Genomic DNA, 14669 nt, shown 5'->3' with positions numbered 1-14669 from the left:
AAAGATAATCGTATGTTTGAATATTAAAAGAATGCTGCATGAGGGCGATAGCTATTGATACTGCGCAAAATGTAAGGCTGGAATATGAAATTGCAAGTGTGGGAGAACGTATTCTGGCCGCCCTGCTGGATTATTTTATATTCATCGGGTGGTTTACATTGTTCTCTATTGTAATTAGTATACTTGGCCTTAACCTCAGCCTGCTTACCGGCGTTATCCTGGCGCTGCCGGTGGTTTTTTATCATCTTGTCTGCGAGGTTTTCTTTAACGGGCAAAGCATTGGCAAACGTACGCTGAATATCCGGGTGCTGAAAAAAGATGGAACGCAGCCTTCACTGGGGGACTATCTTATGCGCTGGATCTTCCGCATCGTGGATTGCGGAATAGCCTCCGGGAGCGTGGCGGTTATTTGCATACTCATCAACGGAAAAGGCCAGCGGCTTGGCGATATCGCTGCCGGAACTACGGTGGTAAGGACACGGCGTTCTACCAGGCTGGAAGATATCCGGATCAGGGAAACACCCCCTGACTACCAGGTTACCTACCCTGAAGTACTGACGCTTAGCGACAGGGATATTTCCACCATTAAAAGAATTTTAAAGAAAAGCGTTCACACGGGTAAACTGGAAATGCTGAAGCCACTGGCGGAAAAAGTTAGCGGCATCATGGGCATACAATCAAACCGGGAGCCATATGCCTTTCTGACTACCGTCCTGAACGACTACTACTACCTGGCTGATTCGGCTTCGACAGAAATTTCGTAGCTGCTGGCCTGCCGGTAGGTTTCCCCCGGCCGAAGCACCGTAGCCGGAAAAGCAGGGATATTTACCGCATTCGGATGGCCCTGCACTTCCAGGCAAAGGCCTGAAAAGGGACCGTATTGCTGACCGCCTTTTCCCTTTATCCCGGGTATCCATTTGCCGGTGTAAAGATGACAAACCGGCTCGGTCGTATAAACACGCAGGCAAAGCCCGGTATCAGCGCTTCTGAGCGTTGCCGCCAGGGATAGATCCCCGGATCTCTTGTTCAGCACAAAGCTCTGGTCGTATTCGCCCACGCGGGAAAGGTCAAGGCCTACTTTCTTTTCTTTCCGGAAGTCGTGCCAGGTGTTTTCAACGGGAACCAGGTTTCCGTTCACAACCAGGTTTGCATCCTGCTCCAGGTAAGCGTCCGCCGGGATCTCCAGCAGGTGATCATTTATTTGCCCCCTTCCATTGTTCAGGTTAAAGTAATCATGATGGGTTAAATTCAAGGGGGTAGCCTGGTCCGTGCGGGCCCTGATCTCCTGCACGAGCTTATTGTCTTCGGTAAGGGTATAGGAAACCTGTACCTCCAGGTTACCGGGATAGCCTTCCTCACCAGCGGGACTGGTATAGGCGAACACTACGCGGTTATTCACTTCATCTATTTCCAGCACATCCCAAACCGCCTTGTCAAAACCCCTGAATCCTCCATGAAGATGGTCTTTTCCCTTATTAGCCGGCAGGCGGTAAAGCTCACCGTCAAGGGTGAAGCGCGCATCCTTAATGCGGTTGGCGTATCTTCCCACCAATACCCCGAAATAAGGGTAATTTTCCAGGTAATCCTTTTCCAGGTAATTTTCGAGGTTGTCAAATCCCAGCACGATGTCGCAGGGCTCCCCCCGTTTATCTTTAACGGTCCAGGAAAGGACCAGGCATCCGTAATTGCTCATGATCAGGGAAGTTTGCCGGCCGTTATCCAGGCGAATGAGGCACAGAGTCTTGCCATCTATTGCCAGGTTGCTGTTTTCCTTTATGACGCTCATGAAATAAAGAAATAAAAATTAAAGCGTTCTGCAAAAAATATTCTAATTTAACCCAATGGAGTTCCCTTCTTTAGTGTCATCTATTCCTGACACGTCACTAGTAACGCTGCGTTAATCCGCGGAACCAGGGAGCGTGGAAACACATTAAAAATGATCGAGTCTCTTAAAGAAGAATTTAAACGGATTTACAAGGAAACCCCACAGTATATATTTTTCGCCCCGGGCCGGGTGAACCTCATTGGGGAACATACCGATTACAACGGGGGCATGGCCCTGCCGGCTGCTATTTCTCAGGGCACCTGGCTGCTCGTCAGCCCCAACAATAAAAATAAATTCGTACTGAGAACACTTAATCTTGACGATTACGCCGAGGTACTCGTTTCCCCTCATTACCGTCCTACCAATATTGCCTGGGTTAATTACCCTCTGGGCCTTATCAGCCGGTTCACGCAGGAAGCTTCCGGCAACATTTCCGGGTTGAATATGCTGTTTTCGGGGAATATTCCGCAGGGAGCGGGCCTTTCTTCTTCTGCTTCGATAGAAATGGCGACAGCTCTTGCGTTAAACCGGATCTTCCAGGGAGGGCTGGAGAAGATTGAACTGGTAAAAATGGCCCTGGAAGCTGAAAACAACTTTGTTGGCGTCAATTGCGGCATTCTGGATCAATACGCGGTCACTTTCGGCGAAAAGGATACGGCATTGGCACTGGATTGTTCAACGGTTACTCACAGGCCGGTCCCCTGCAAACTGGGAGAGTACACGCTGCTGGTCATCAATACCAATAAATCGCGTTCGCTGACGGAATCAAAATATAACGAACGCTTTGCGCAATGCCGCGAGGCGCTGTCCCTGTTGCAGCAGGAAAGTTCCCTGCAGTCGCTTTGCGAGCTATCGCCAGCACAGTTTGAAAACCTGCAATACCTGATCCCGGACCCGGTTATTGCCAGGAGGGCCCGTCACGTGGTTGAAGAGAATGCCCGGGTTAACCTTGCTGCCAATGCGCTCAACAAGGGCGACATTGAATTACTGGGGCAGCTTATGTTTGATTCGCATGCCTCCCTCCGTGAATTATACGAAGTAACAGGACGCGAGCTTGACCTGATCGTAGAACTTAGCCAGCGGAAGGGAGTTGCAGGAGCCCGCATGACGGGCGCCGGCTTTGGAGGAAGCGCAATAGCCCTGGTTCACCAGGCTGAACTGAAGAATTATTGCTGCCACCTCATAAAAGCCTATGAAAAGGTAATTGGTTATGAACCGCAGATATTCCCTGTGAAGATCGAGGGGGGAGTAAGACAGCTTTAACGGCATGGCAACCCGGTTAAAAAACTTTACCGCCTGAGAGATGTTAGTAAATATAAAAGCGTAATATTTATCAAAATTGTTTACTTGTGCTGCAAACATCCCGCCTGGCCGCGGGGTGTTTTTTTATAAAATAACCTTAGATTAGCATCAACAGATGATGACACGCCCAATACGTGTATTAGTTGCCAAATGCGGTCTTGACGGTCATGACCGGGGAGCCAAAGTCATCGCGCTTTCGCTCCGCGACGCGGGGATGGAAGTAATTTATACCGGCCTCCGGCAGCAGCCTGACATGGTGGTAAGCGCGGCCCTGCAGGAAGACGTGGATGCCATAGGATTAAGCATTCTTTCGGGCGCGCATATGACTATTTTTCCACGGATAATGCAGCTCATGAAGGAAAAGGGGCTGGATGACGTGCTGCTGACCGGCGGAGGGATCATACCCGAAGAAGACATGAAAAGGCTATATGGGATGGGCGTAGGCAAATTATTCCCGCCAGGCACTCCCACCACCGAAATTGCGGCCTATATCAGGGAATGGGTAAAAGAACACCGGAATTTTTAAAGCAGGAGTATGCAAAACATTCTCACGGAAACCACCGGCCGACAGCTCCTCATCACTATTAACAGGCCCGGAAAATTGAATGCCCTGAACAAGGCCACGCTTGAAGAACTGCACCAGGTGCTTCGCAAAGCCGCCGCCGACCCGGCAACCGGAGGTGTTATTATTACCGGAACCGGTGAAAAAGCTTTTGTGGCCGGAGCTGATATTTCGGAATTTGCGGATTTCGGACCGGAGGAAGGCACGATACTTGCTCGACAGGGACAGGAGCGGGTCTTTGATCTGATAGAGAAATTCCCTAAACCGGTACTGGCAGCCATAAATGGTTACGCATTGGGTGGCGGTTTGGAACTGGCGCTTGCCTGCCACCTTCGTATAGCATTAGTAAATGCCCGGATGGGGCTGCCTGAAGTTTCCCTGGGACTGATTCCCGGTTATGGAGGCACACAGCGGTTAAGCAGGCTTGCCGGAAAGGGAAAAGCCCTGGAGCTGATCCTCACCGGCAAAATTATCGATGCCAGCCAGGCCCTGGAAATGAACCTGGTAAATCATACTATCGGGGAGAGCGACAAATTGCTCCCCTTTTGCAGGGATCTGCTTAATGACATGCTGAAGAATGCCCCGCTCGCGCTGGCTGCGGCTATCAGAACGGTGAACGATTGCTTTCATCCGGAAAGGAACGGGTTCGAAACCGAAATCAGGGAGTTCGGCCAGCTTTTCGGGACCGCCGATTTTAAAGAAGGCGTACAGGCTTTCCTGGAAAAAAGGAAACCGGCTTTCAAGGGTGAGTGAAGCGATATTCACGTCCCCGCTTTCCGTGAGAAGATCGAGAAAATCAATGAAAACAAAAAAAGACATTGTGGCAAACTGGTTGCCCAGGTATACAGGAACACCTGTGGCAGACTTCGGGAAGTACTTTCTGCTCGTGAACTTCCAGCGCTATGTACAGTTGTTTTCGGAGTGGGAACAGGTTCCCGTTCAGGGCCTGGACCGGCAAATGCCCAGCGCAACTTCCGGGAATATTTCCATTATTAACTTTGGCATGGGCAGCGCCAATGCGGCGACGATCATGGACCTGCTTAGCGCCGTAAAACCCGAAGCGGTTCTTTTCCTGGGAAAATGCGGCGGACTGAAAAAGAAAAATAACCTGGGCGACCTGATACTTCCCATTGCAGCCATCCGGGGAGAAGGCACTTCGGACGATTATTTTCCCCCGGAAGTTCCGGCCCTGCCGGCTTTCAGCCTTCAAAAGGCAGTTTCCACCAGTATCCGCAACCACCAGCGGGATTATTGGACGGGAACCATTTATACCACCAACCGGAGGGTATGGGAACATGATAATGAATTCAAAAATTACCTCCGGAAGTTACGATGCATGGGAATTGACCTGGAAACCGCCACCATTTTTTCAACCGGCTTCTATAACGGCATTCCTACCGGAGCCTTGTTGCTCGTCTCGGATCAGCCCATGATCGCCGAAGGGGTAAAAACCGAAGAAAGTGACCGCAGGGTAAGTGCGGATTTCCTGGAAATGCAACTGCGCATTGGGATTGACTCCCTGTATGAGCTGATAAACAAGGGGTTGACCATTAAACATTTGAGGTTCGAAGACTAAGGTTTTCGCACGGGTATCGATTTTTAGTTAACTTTGACAGAATAATACATAACGATGAAAAAAGTACTGGTAATTGATGATGAGGTTAATATAGGTGTATTGCTTACGCGGTTTCTCGGCAAGCATAATTTCGACGTCAGCACGGCTGTATCGGGAGCAAAAGCACTGGAGATGCTGAAAGAGCGTTTTTTTGATCTTATTCTTTGCGATTTCAGGCTCGAAGATACTGACGGGAAGGAAATGCTGGCCAAAATAAAGGAACTCCATCCTTCCAGCATCGTGATCATCATTACAGGGTACTCGGATATAAAGATCGCCGTGGAAATGATCAAAATGGGAGCTTATGACTATATTTCAAAGCCCCTTTACCCGGACGAAATACTGGAAACGATTCATAAAGCCCTGGATCAGCCGCGTGAGGAAGGCTTTCAGAGGAATTCCGGGGAACAGGCTCCGAAAAAAGAAAGCAAAGGCTCCAAATCCGTTTCCAACGGAAATACGGAAGGCTATATAATGGGAGAAAGCGAGATCTCCCAGGAACTTTACCGGCAGATTGACCTGGTGGCCCCAACCAATTTCAGCATTATTCTTTTCGGCGAAAGCGGGACCGGTAAGGAAGCAGTAGCCCAGCGGATCCACCAGATGAGCAAACGGAAAGACAAGCCCTTTGTAGCCGTGGACTGCGGTTCACTGACCAAGGAGCTGGCCGGGAGCGAATTGTTCGGCCATGAAAAAGGTTCCTTTACCGGTGCCCTGGGTACGAAGATCGGCCACTTCGAAACTGCTAACGGGGGTACCCTCCTGCTGGACGAGGTGGCAAACCTTTCCTACGACATCCAGGTTTCCCTGCTGCGGGTAGTGCAGGAACGAAAAGTTAAAAGAATAGGCAGCACCAAGGAGATAGACCTGGACGTCCGGATCGTGGTGGCCTCCAATGAAGACCTCTGGGAAGCTGTCGGCAAAGGCAAATTCCGGGAGGACTTGTTCCACCGTTTCAATGAATTCAGCATCTATCTTCCTCCCCTGCGCGAAAGGGAAGAAGACATTATGTTATTTGCCCAACACTTCCTGGAAAGCACTTCCAGGGAGCTTGGAAAGGAAATACCCGGTTTTGACGAAGAGGTGATCGACTGCTTTGAAACCTATCACTGGCCGGGAAATATCCGTGAGATGAAAAACGTGATCCGGCGCGCAGCGCTGCTGACGCCCGAAGGTAAGACCGTGTCTATGAATTGCCTTCCGCTTGAAATGGCAACAACAGGCGCAGTACCGGAGATCATGACCAGTATGAGTATGGAAACTGCTGAGGACGACAATACGCCTAATCTCAAGAATGTAGCCCTTGAAGCCGAATACGAGACCATCCTCAAAGTGCTGAAGCAGGTAAATTATAATAAAACGAAAGCGGCGAAAATCCTGAACATTGACCGGAAAACTCTTTATAACAAGATGAAGGCGATGAATCTGACTTAGTGTCGTATCACAATATGGTGTTAACGCGTTTTCTGGAAAAACAGGCATACAGGCTTCCCTGGCAATTCGTGGCGCTTACCCTGCTCGCCTGCCTGCTGCCCTTGCTGTTGAATTTACTTGGCGTTGATTTCGGAATTGTCAACCTGTACCCGGTCTTTGAACAGGTTGGAGAATTGGTTTATGAGAGCCAGCAAGCTATTGTTCACCGCTTTCTCCGGGGCAATTTCATTCATGTGATCCTGGAACTGATCTCTATCATCACAGCGCTGCTTACCGCCATCCTTTGTTTCGTGGAATACGGAATGAAAAAGGATATTTCCACCCCAATCATCGGGGTTGCCCTTTTCTGCGCCGGAATGCTAGACGTTTTTCACGTATTGGTTTCCGCAAGGCTCGTGTCAGTTGGGCCCGACTGGTCAGGGAACATTGATAATTTCAGCTGGCTTATCAGTCGCTGCTATCATGCCCTGATCCTGATGATGGGTACCGGCATTTTTCTTGTCAGCTCCCAGCTCCGTACCAGGCAGGAAACCGAGCGAAAAGCCAATACCTATATTTTATACATCAGCCTGATTTTCGTCCTGCTTTCTGCCCTGACGATCAATATTATCTTCCGGATAGACGGCGTTTCAGAATTATATAACCAGAATCCAAGGATCACGCAATTGCTGAACAACATTCCCCTGGTCCTTTACCTTGTTTCGGCGGCCTTCATTTTGCCGCGCTTCATCCGGAAGTATCCTTCTATTTTTTCACAAATGCTGCTGCTAAGCCTTGTTCCGGCAATTTTTGCCCAGCTCTGCATGGTATACGGGTCAGCGGCAAACTTTGATAATTATTTCAATATCGCCCACTACGAAAAATTCGTTACTTACCTCATTCCCTTCCTTGGTATTAGCCTCAATTACCAGCAAATGCACAGAACCGAGCGGCTGGTGATCCGGAATCTGAACGAAGAAGCTGCGGAAAGAAAGAAAGCCGAAGACTTGGTTAACGGCGTACTGAATAGTTCTATCAGCGGGATCATCGCCTTCAGAAGCATTCGTAACGAAGAGGGCAAAATTATTGATTTCGCGATCATCCTTGCCAATCCCTCGGCAAGCAGGTATGTGATAGGGCATTATGATATGGCGCCGAACCGGACAGTGGAGGGAAGCCGGATGTCGGAGATCTTTTCTCATAATTTTAAAGACGGGCTTTTTGACAAGTATGTGGACGTGGTGGAAAATAATAGTTCCTTCCGCCTGCAGCACAACAGTTCGGCTATTGCAAAATGGCTGTATATAACAGGCGTCCGGTTCCAGGACGGCCTGGTGATCACCTTTGACGATATTACCGAGCGTAAGCTGGCAGAGGAACGGATCCAGCACAGCGAGAGTCTTTACCGCAGTTTTGCCAAGAACATGCCCAGTTCGCTCATCTTTCTTTTTGACAAGGAACTTAACTGCACGCTCGCCGATGGCTCTGCCTTTGACATGCTGAAGCTGAAGCGGGAAGATTTCGTAGGAAGAAAATTTGCCGACACCTTTGATAAATATTACATGAAGCTCCTGCTTCCCCTTTTTGAGAGGACCCTGGAAGGGGAAGAATCGAGCCTGGAGGTAAAGATGCGCGGCATGCTTTTCAAGGTACATAATGTTCCTATCAGGAATACAGACGGGGAAATATTTGCAGGTATGTGCGTGGCGCAGGACATTACCGACGTTAAAAACTATGAAAAGGAGCTAAAACAGCATATTGAAGAACTGAACAACTCCAACAGAGAGCTGGAACAATTCGCCTATGTAGCGTCTCATGACCTCCAGGAACCGCTGCGCAAGATCAGGGCATTTGGCGACCGCCTTATATCCAAATACATGGAGGCAATCGGAGAAGACGGGCGTAATTATATCGAGCGCATGCAGAATGCCTCTGCCCGGATGCAGAAACTGATCGATGACCTGCTTACATTTTCCCGGATATCACGCACGCAGGAACCCTTTGAGCCGGTTGACCTTAATAAAGTGGTTCTTGAAGTACTTAATGACCTGGAAATAGCAATAGAAAGCAAGGGAGTACAGGTACACGTAGACCCGCTGCCGGTAATTAATGCCCGCACGGGCCAGATAAGACAGTTATTTCAGAACCTTATCAGCAACGCGATCAAGTTCAGCAGGGACGATCTCCCCCGGAGATCCACATAAATTCGCAGGTCCCGGACCCTGAAAAAAAATCGGATAAACGCATAAAAATAACCATCAGGGACAACGGAATAGGATTTGATGAAAAATATGCTGAGAAAATTTTTGTTATCTTCCAGCGGTTACACGGGAAAACCGAGTACGAGGGTACAGGTATTGGACTGGCAATCTGTAAACGCATCATTGAAAATCATAATGGGAGCATTACAGCTTACAGCCACCCGGGCGAGGGGGCCACTTTTGAAATTACTTTGCCCTTAAAACATGACAGGAATAGTTAACAGAGAACTCAAAAAGGACAAAAGCCAGGTTAGTATCCTGATAGCTGACGATGATGCAGATGACCGTATGCTAACGAAAGAAGCGTTCGAGGAAAACCACGTCATTAATCCCATTCACTTTGTGAACGACGGGGAAGAATTAATGGCCTACTTACGTAAGGAAGGCAAATATGCCGATAAGGAAATATATCCACAACCGGGAATGATCCTTCTTGATCTGAACATGCCGCGCAAGGACGGGCGGGAAGCGCTCGCCGAGATAAAATCGCACCCGGAACTGAGGCGTATCCCAGTGATTGTCCTTACGACTTCCAAGGCGGAAGAGGATGTGATCCGCTCCTATAACCTTGGCGTAAACTGTTTTATCACGAAACCTGTTACTTTTAATTCGCTGGTAGAAGTTACGCGGATGCTGGGCAAATACTGGTTTGAAATTGTGGAACTTCCGCCAGCGATAGAATAAACGAGGATGCATTGAAAGATATCATCAAAATATTGCTTGTTGACGATGACGAAGATGATTATTTTCTCACCGGGGAACTGCTCAGGGATATCCCGCAGCAGCGTTACCAGGTAGTGTGGGCTTCATCTTATGACCAGGCGGTCGAAAAGATCCAGGAAAGCAAATATGATGTATACCTGGTTGACTATCGTCTGGGCCATATTACGGGTATTGACCTGATCAATTATATCGTGGCGCTTGGAGACCGCACGCCTTTTATCATCCTTACCGGAAAGGGCGACGTGCAGATTGATATGGAAGCGGGAAGACTGGGCGCGGCCGATTACCTGGTAAAAGGCGAGATAGATAGTTCCAAACTGGAACGTTCCATTCGTTATGCGGTGCAGCGGATGGAAGCTTCTGAAGCCATACGGAACAGCGAACTTAAGTTCCGCAGCTTATTCGAGCAATCCAGGGACGCAATCTTTATCATTCAAAAATCAGGCGAAATAATCGATGTCAACCAATCCATGATCCAGCTTTTTGGTTACCAGGAGCCAGAGTTTACCAATATGGATATGGGCAGGCTATTCTACAAGCGCTCGGTCTGGATAAAATTCCTGGAAACGATTGCCCGCCACGGATCATTAAGCGACAATGAAGTGGAGATGAAAAAGAAAGACGGGCAAATCATTTATTGCCTGCTTACTGCATCCAGCCAATATGATAATGAAGGCAATGCTACCCATTACCAGGGAATATTGCACGACATTACCGACAGGAAACAAGCGGAAATGCTTTCGCGCAAAAATGAAAAGCTGGATCTCACCGGACGGGTGGCCAGGATGATCGCCCACGAGGTTCGAAACCCGCTCACAAATGTGAACCTGGCGCTGAACCAGCTGCGGAACGATAAGGACGCTGATGAAGAAAACCTGGAATTTTATTTTGATGTAATAGGAAGGAACTGTGAACGTATCAGCATCCTGATCAGCCAGCTGATGAACAGTACCCTGCCCGAGTTCCTGCAGCTGAAAGAACACCCGGTAAATTATATCCTGGACGAAAGCCTCCGCCTGGCGCAGGACAGGATCACGCTGAATGAGATCACGGTCATCCGGGAATACACGGATCGCCCCTGCACCGTACTGCTGGACGCCGAAAAAATGAAAATTGCCCTTTTGAATATTATTATTAATGCCGTCGAGGCGATGCCGCCTAAAAAGGGAGTTTTAAGGCTTGAAACCAGTCAGGCGGGGGGGAAAGCTTATATCATCGTAACTGATAACGGGAAGGGGATCGGGAAATCCGAGGTAAAAAAACTTTTTGAACCCTTTTACAGCGGGAAGCCGGGAGGAAGCGGACTCGGTCTGACCAGCGCCCAAAACATTATCCATAATCACAGGGGAAGCATTGACGTAAGCAGCGAACCGGGACAGGGTACGGCTTTCGTTATTGGATTTGCCCTTGCAGGTGACCATAACTGATCTATCTTTGGCATAGTATTGGCTTTAAAATAGGCATTCAAACCATCAAAAATTAACATCATGAACGACAATTCAAAAGCAATTTTAGCATTATTCGCAGGTTTGGCAGCAGGCGCCGCCCTGGGCATTTTACTCGCTCCCGAAAAAGGATCCGAAACAAGGACAAAGATCAATGAGTCGCTGAACGAACTCGGCAATGAACTGCGGGAAAAGGTAAACCTCAGCCTCCAGAACATTAAAGGCAGGGCCGATGAGCTGGCCGGTAAAGCAGGTGAGTACGCAGGCAAAGCAAGAGAAAAAGTAAATGAAGCTTCCAGCAAAGCAGGAAAGGCCGCGCATTCGGCAAGTGAGATCGTTTAATCCCTGCGTATAATGAGCATGCAAGAAGAAAAAGAAGCCGAAAGCACCCTTTTTGAAGAAGTAAAGGAGTACATCTCCGTACGTTCGAAGATCTTTTCATTGCAGGTTGCTGAAAGCGCTGCAAGCCTTGTGTCTAATTTGATCTCGAATGGCGCAGCACTGCTTTTCTTTATAATTTTCTTTGTTTTTGCAAGCATAGGACTGGCCTTTCTGGTCGCTCAATGGGTTGGTAATACTGCAGGCGGATTCTTCATAGTAGCCGCATTTTACTTGCTGATAGGTGTCATTATCTGGATGATAAAAGATAACTATATCGAACGCCCGCTTACCAATATCTTTATCAGGAACCTTTTTAAAGGAAAAGAAGAAGATGAAGAAAATATCTAACGTGAATGAATTGCGGGCAGAGATACTCCGGCTGAAGCAAAAGAAAAAGCAACAGGAGATCAGCCTGAAAGAGCATATTGACGAGGTAACCAATAAGTTCAGGCCGGTGATGGGCCTTCTTGACCTTTTCGGCATCGTGGAAAGCGGCCAAAAGGGCGGCGGCGGATCAAAGAAATCGCTCGGCAAGATCGCCCTCAAAAAGGGCCTTGAATACGGCCTTCCTTATTTGATGAACCGTATATTCTTCCACAACCCTGTAAAGGCCGGCATAAGTTCGGTGCTGGGCATTGCCCTTGGCGAAAGCGCGAAAAATTATCTTAACAATGACCCTTCCAGGATCATAGACCCTGTTGTAAGTTTTATCCGGAATATCCTGGACGGCACCAAAGAGGTTACTAAAGCAAGAAAAGAAAAGCGTTCCTTTGAAAACCGGTACGATAACCTGGATCGGGAAATTTATTCCTAACCTTTTTTATAGTTCAAGGTTTAAAGTTCAAGGTTTAAAGTTCAAGGTTCAACGTTCAAAGTTTATAGTTCAAAGTTCAAAGTTCAAGGTTCAAGGTTTAACGTTCAACGTTCAACGTTCAAGGTTCAACGTTCAAGGTTCAAGGTTCAAGGTTCAAGGTTCAAAGTTTAACGTTCAAAGTTCAAAGTTCAAGGTTCAAGGTTCAACGTTCAAAGTTTAACGTTCAAAGTTCAAGGTTCAAGGTTTAACGTTCAAGGTTCAAGGTTCAAGGTTTAACGTTCAACGTTCAACTTGCGGGCTTTCGGTAACGATTCCCGGTTTTTAGTTTTTAGTTTTTAGTCGAAGGTTTTTTATTGGGGCTGCGAAACAGAACAGCTTTAAGCTAGAAACTACAACCTCTTTCTTTCGAAGAAACGGCGAACGTTGTGTCGCCGCAGAAACACCGTGATAAACTATAAACCTCAAACTAAAAACTTGAACCTGTTGCGAAGCAACTTTAAACTTTGAACGTTAAACTTGAAACTTTAAACTGTTGCGAAGCAACCTTGAACTTGAAACGGTTGCGGCGCAACCTTGAACTAAAAACTTCAAACTATAAACTATAAACTATTTGCCTATTTGCCTATTTGTTTGAAGTCCGCATAAACGTTCCGAATGCCGTCTTCGAGTGAGATGGCGTGTTTGAATCCGAGTGCGTGGAGGCGGGAGACATCCATTAATTTTCGGGGAGTTCCGTCAGGTTTGGACGTATCGAATTTCAGTTCGCCCTGGTAGCCGGTTACCTGTTTGATAAGCTGTGCAAGGTCTTTAATGGAAAGGTCTTCGCCCGTGCCTATATTGATGAACCCGGCTTCATTGTAGTTCGACATGAGGAAGTAGCAGGCTGCCGCCAGGTCGTCGGCATGCATAAATTCCCGGAGCGGGCTCCCGCTGCCCCATATTTCAACGGATGGTTCGTTCCTGGTTTTCGCCTCGTGGAATTTGCGGATAAGCGCCGGCAATACATGCGAATTCTGAAGATCATAATTGTCATTCGGCCCATAGAGGTTGGTTGGCATCACCGAAATAAAATTACAGCCATACTGAGCCCGGTAGGCATCGCACATCTTGATTCCCGTAATCTTTGCAATAGCGTAAGGTTCGTTGGTAGGCTCCAGCGGGCCGGTTAGCAGGTATTCTTCTTTAAGAGGCTGGGGAGCCAGCTTGGGATAGATGCAGGACGATCCCAGGAAAAGTAGTTTTTTTACTCCCTGCACATAAGACTGGTGGATTACATTAGTTTGTATAAGCAGGTTATCGTGAAGGAAGTCCGCCCGGTAGGTATCATTAGCCAAAATACCCCCCACCTTTGCTGCCGCCAGGAAAACGTATTCCGGCTTTTCCTGTTCAAAAAATATTTTTACCGCCTGCTGGTCCCGAAGGTCCAGTTCCGCTGAACTTCTGAGAATAAACTCCGAATAGCCCTTTTCCCGAAGCTTGCGAAGAATGGCTGAGCCCACCATTCCCCGGTGGCCTGCTATATATATACGGGCATTCTTTTCCATAATGATCCTAACTTCCGGCTAAGATAAATGTTTTTCATAAGAGGCCAATTTCGTATACTTGGTGCGTATGACTAAGAGAAAGCTGCAGCGCTTTGCGGAAACAGAAACGTTTGGAAACGTTTTTCACAAACAATGCGAATTTAAAGGAAACTGGAATACCTCCTATTTTCGGAACGAAAACCCGATTGTACTGGAACTGGGATGCGGAAGGGGAGAATACACGGTGAATATGGGGCAAAAGATGCCTAAAAAAAACTTCATCGGTATAGATATAAAAGGCGCCCGCCTATGGAGGGGGCCAAAACAGCTTATGAAGAGGGAATGAAAAACATTGCCTTCCTAAGGATACAGATCGAAACCATTGAAAATTTCTTTGCACCTGGTGAAGTAAGCGAGTTATGGATCACTTTCCCCGATCCCCAGATTCAAGTGAGCAGGGCCAGGAAAAGACTTACTTCGCCGCGTTTTTTAAATCATTACCACCAGATCCTCCGTCCCGGAGGCCGTATCCATTTGAAAACAGACAGCCGGGAACTTTATGAATTCACCCTGGAAATGATTGAACGCTACGGACTCATTCTGCATAATTATACCCATGATCTCTATGGCAGCCAGCTGCTCGATGATACGTTGTCCATTCAAACCAAATACGAATCGGTTTACCTGCGCGAAGGGAAGAACATTCATTATCTTTGTTTCAGCCTGCCTGAAAATTATCAACCAATTGACTGGAAGGAAGCCCATAAGCAGGCCAGGGGATCCTTAGACGAACCCACGAAATAAT

At 47.8% G+C, this 14669-nt stretch carries 17 protein-coding genes; 15 read left to right on the top strand and 2 right to left on the bottom strand.

What is annotated here, in order from left to right; genetic code table 11:
* The first annotated feature begins 38 nt into the window (after window positions 1–38).
* Entirely contained in the window at window positions 39–764 is a 726-nt protein-coding gene (locus FRZ59_RS05235; RefSeq protein WP_132128255.1) for an RDD family protein, read from the top strand.
* Here FRZ59_RS05235 and FRZ59_RS05230 read toward each other — a convergent pair.
* Entirely contained in the window at window positions 728–1786 is a 1059-nt protein-coding gene (locus FRZ59_RS05230) for an aldose epimerase family protein (RefSeq protein WP_132128254.1), read from the bottom strand. The two genes, FRZ59_RS05235 and FRZ59_RS05230, sit on opposite strands and share 37 nt — an antisense overlap.
* Window positions 1787–1936: 150 nt before the next feature.
* Between FRZ59_RS05230 and FRZ59_RS05225 the strand changes: the two genes are divergently transcribed.
* The 12 genes from FRZ59_RS05225 (at window position 1937) to FRZ59_RS05170 (ending at window position 12341) form a co-directional block, all read left to right on the top strand.
* Window positions 1937–3088 carry a galactokinase gene (locus FRZ59_RS05225; protein WP_132128253.1) on the top strand — a complete coding sequence of 384 codons (1152 nt, stop codon included), beginning with the start codon at window positions 1937–1939 and terminating at the stop codon, window positions 3086–3088.
* Between the two features lie 154 nt (window positions 3089–3242).
* Entirely contained in the window at window positions 3243–3653 is a 411-nt protein-coding gene (locus tag FRZ59_RS05220; protein ID WP_225975196.1) for a cobalamin B12-binding domain-containing protein, read from the top strand.
* 9 nt (window positions 3654–3662) lie between these two features.
* On the top strand, window positions 3663–4442 hold the full coding sequence (locus tag FRZ59_RS05215; RefSeq protein ID WP_132128252.1) for an enoyl-CoA hydratase/isomerase family protein: 780 nt from the start codon (window positions 3663–3665) through the stop codon (window positions 4440–4442).
* Between the two features lie 46 nt (window positions 4443–4488).
* Entirely contained in the window at window positions 4489–5265 is a 777-nt protein-coding gene (locus tag FRZ59_RS05210) for an AMP nucleosidase (protein ID WP_132128251.1), read from the top strand.
* A 54-nt stretch (window positions 5266–5319) separates the two neighbouring features.
* A complete protein-coding gene (locus FRZ59_RS05205; RefSeq protein ID WP_132128250.1) occupies window positions 5320–6738 on the top strand; it encodes a sigma-54-dependent transcriptional regulator in 1419 nt (472 codons plus the stop codon).
* Window positions 6738–8921: an MASE3 domain-containing protein gene (locus tag FRZ59_RS05200; RefSeq protein WP_147698238.1), complete on the top strand. Its 2184-nt coding sequence runs from the start codon at window positions 6738–6740 to the stop codon at window positions 8919–8921. Before FRZ59_RS05205 ends, FRZ59_RS05200 begins: the two co-directional genes overlap by 1 nt.
* Window positions 8855–9199 carry a sensor histidine kinase gene (locus tag FRZ59_RS19900; RefSeq protein WP_147698402.1) on the top strand — a complete coding sequence of 115 codons (345 nt, stop codon included), beginning with the start codon at window positions 8855–8857 and terminating at the stop codon, window positions 9197–9199. The genes FRZ59_RS05200 and FRZ59_RS19900 overlap by 67 nt, the downstream gene beginning before the upstream one ends.
* Entirely contained in the window at window positions 9183–9662 is a 480-nt protein-coding gene (locus FRZ59_RS05190; RefSeq protein ID WP_132128248.1) for a response regulator, read from the top strand. The genes FRZ59_RS19900 and FRZ59_RS05190 overlap by 17 nt, the downstream gene beginning before the upstream one ends.
* Window positions 9663–9673: 11 nt before the next feature.
* Window positions 9674–11128, top strand: coding sequence for a hybrid sensor histidine kinase/response regulator (locus FRZ59_RS05185; RefSeq protein ID WP_132128247.1), 1455 nt, complete (start codon window positions 9674–9676; stop codon window positions 11126–11128).
* A 60-nt stretch (window positions 11129–11188) separates the two neighbouring features.
* Window positions 11189–11488, top strand: coding sequence for a YtxH domain-containing protein (locus tag FRZ59_RS05180; protein WP_132128246.1), 300 nt, complete (start codon window positions 11189–11191; stop codon window positions 11486–11488).
* A gap of 18 nt (window positions 11489–11506) precedes the next feature.
* Window positions 11507–11875 carry a phage holin family protein gene (locus FRZ59_RS05175; protein WP_158640532.1) on the top strand — a complete coding sequence of 123 codons (369 nt, stop codon included), beginning with the start codon at window positions 11507–11509 and terminating at the stop codon, window positions 11873–11875.
* Entirely contained in the window at window positions 11859–12341 is a 483-nt protein-coding gene (locus FRZ59_RS05170) for a hypothetical protein (protein WP_132128244.1), read from the top strand. Before FRZ59_RS05175 ends, FRZ59_RS05170 begins: the two co-directional genes overlap by 17 nt.
* A 614-nt stretch (window positions 12342–12955) precedes the next feature.
* On the opposite strand, the gene fcl is transcribed toward FRZ59_RS05170, so the two are convergent.
* On the bottom strand, window positions 12956–13885 hold the full coding sequence (fcl, locus tag FRZ59_RS05165; protein WP_132128243.1) for a GDP-L-fucose synthase: 930 nt from the start codon (window positions 13883–13885) through the stop codon (window positions 12956–12958).
* A 67-nt stretch (window positions 13886–13952) separates the two neighbouring features.
* Here fcl and FRZ59_RS19735 point away from each other — a divergent pair, with 67 nt between their 5' ends.
* Together FRZ59_RS19735 and trmB are read left to right on the top strand one after the other, a co-directional pair.
* A complete protein-coding gene (locus FRZ59_RS19735) occupies window positions 13953–14210 on the top strand; it encodes a class I SAM-dependent methyltransferase (protein WP_349290828.1) in 258 nt (85 codons plus the stop codon).
* Complete coding sequence (gene trmB / locus FRZ59_RS19730; RefSeq protein ID WP_349290827.1) at window positions 14207–14668, top strand: tRNA (guanosine(46)-N7)-methyltransferase TrmB; 462 nt, start codon at window positions 14207–14209, stop codon at window positions 14666–14668. The genes FRZ59_RS19735 and trmB overlap by 4 nt, the downstream gene beginning before the upstream one ends.
* The last annotated feature ends 1 nt before the right edge of the window (window position 14669 follow it).

Origin of the sequence: Anseongella ginsenosidimutans (genome assembly GCF_008033235.1) — a bacterium.
GTDB lineage: Bacteria > Bacteroidota > Bacteroidia > Sphingobacteriales > Sphingobacteriaceae > Anseongella > Anseongella ginsenosidimutans.
Note: the sequence above shows the minus strand (reverse complement) of the source record. Positions and strands in the feature narration are given on the sequence as shown.

Bases quoted from the DNA above. Each gene is read 5' to 3' on its own strand.
- FRZ59_RS05235 (WP_132128255.1), top strand. From the start codon at position 39: ATGAGGGCGATAGCTATTGATACTGCGCAAAATGTAAGGCTGGAATAT.
- FRZ59_RS05230 (WP_132128254.1), bottom strand. From the start codon at position 1,786: ATGAGCGTCATAAAGGAAAACAGCAACCTGGCAATAGATGGCAAGACT.
- FRZ59_RS05225 (WP_132128253.1), top strand. From the start codon at position 1,937: ATGATCGAGTCTCTTAAAGAAGAATTTAAACGGATTTACAAGGAAACC.
- FRZ59_RS05220 (WP_225975196.1), top strand. From the start codon at position 3,243: ATGATGACACGCCCAATACGTGTATTAGTTGCCAAATGCGGTCTTGAC.
- FRZ59_RS05215 (WP_132128252.1), top strand. From the start codon at position 3,663: ATGCAAAACATTCTCACGGAAACCACCGGCCGACAGCTCCTCATCACT.
- FRZ59_RS05210 (WP_132128251.1), top strand. From the start codon at position 4,489: ATGAAAACAAAAAAAGACATTGTGGCAAACTGGTTGCCCAGGTATACA.
- FRZ59_RS05205 (WP_132128250.1), top strand. From the start codon at position 5,320: ATGAAAAAAGTACTGGTAATTGATGATGAGGTTAATATAGGTGTATTG.
- FRZ59_RS05190 (WP_132128248.1), top strand. From the start codon at position 9,183: ATGACAGGAATAGTTAACAGAGAACTCAAAAAGGACAAAAGCCAGGTT.
- FRZ59_RS05180 (WP_132128246.1), top strand. From the start codon at position 11,189: ATGAACGACAATTCAAAAGCAATTTTAGCATTATTCGCAGGTTTGGCA.
- FRZ59_RS05175 (WP_158640532.1), top strand. From the start codon at position 11,507: ATGCAAGAAGAAAAAGAAGCCGAAAGCACCCTTTTTGAAGAAGTAAAG.
- FRZ59_RS05170 (WP_132128244.1), top strand. From the start codon at position 11,859: ATGAAGAAAATATCTAACGTGAATGAATTGCGGGCAGAGATACTCCGG.
- fcl (WP_132128243.1), bottom strand. From the start codon at position 13,885: ATGGAAAAGAATGCCCGTATATATATAGCAGGCCACCGGGGAATGGTG.
- FRZ59_RS19735 (WP_349290828.1), top strand. From the start codon at position 13,953: ATGACTAAGAGAAAGCTGCAGCGCTTTGCGGAAACAGAAACGTTTGGA.
- trmB (WP_349290827.1), top strand. From the start codon at position 14,207: ATGAAAAACATTGCCTTCCTAAGGATACAGATCGAAACCATTGAAAAT.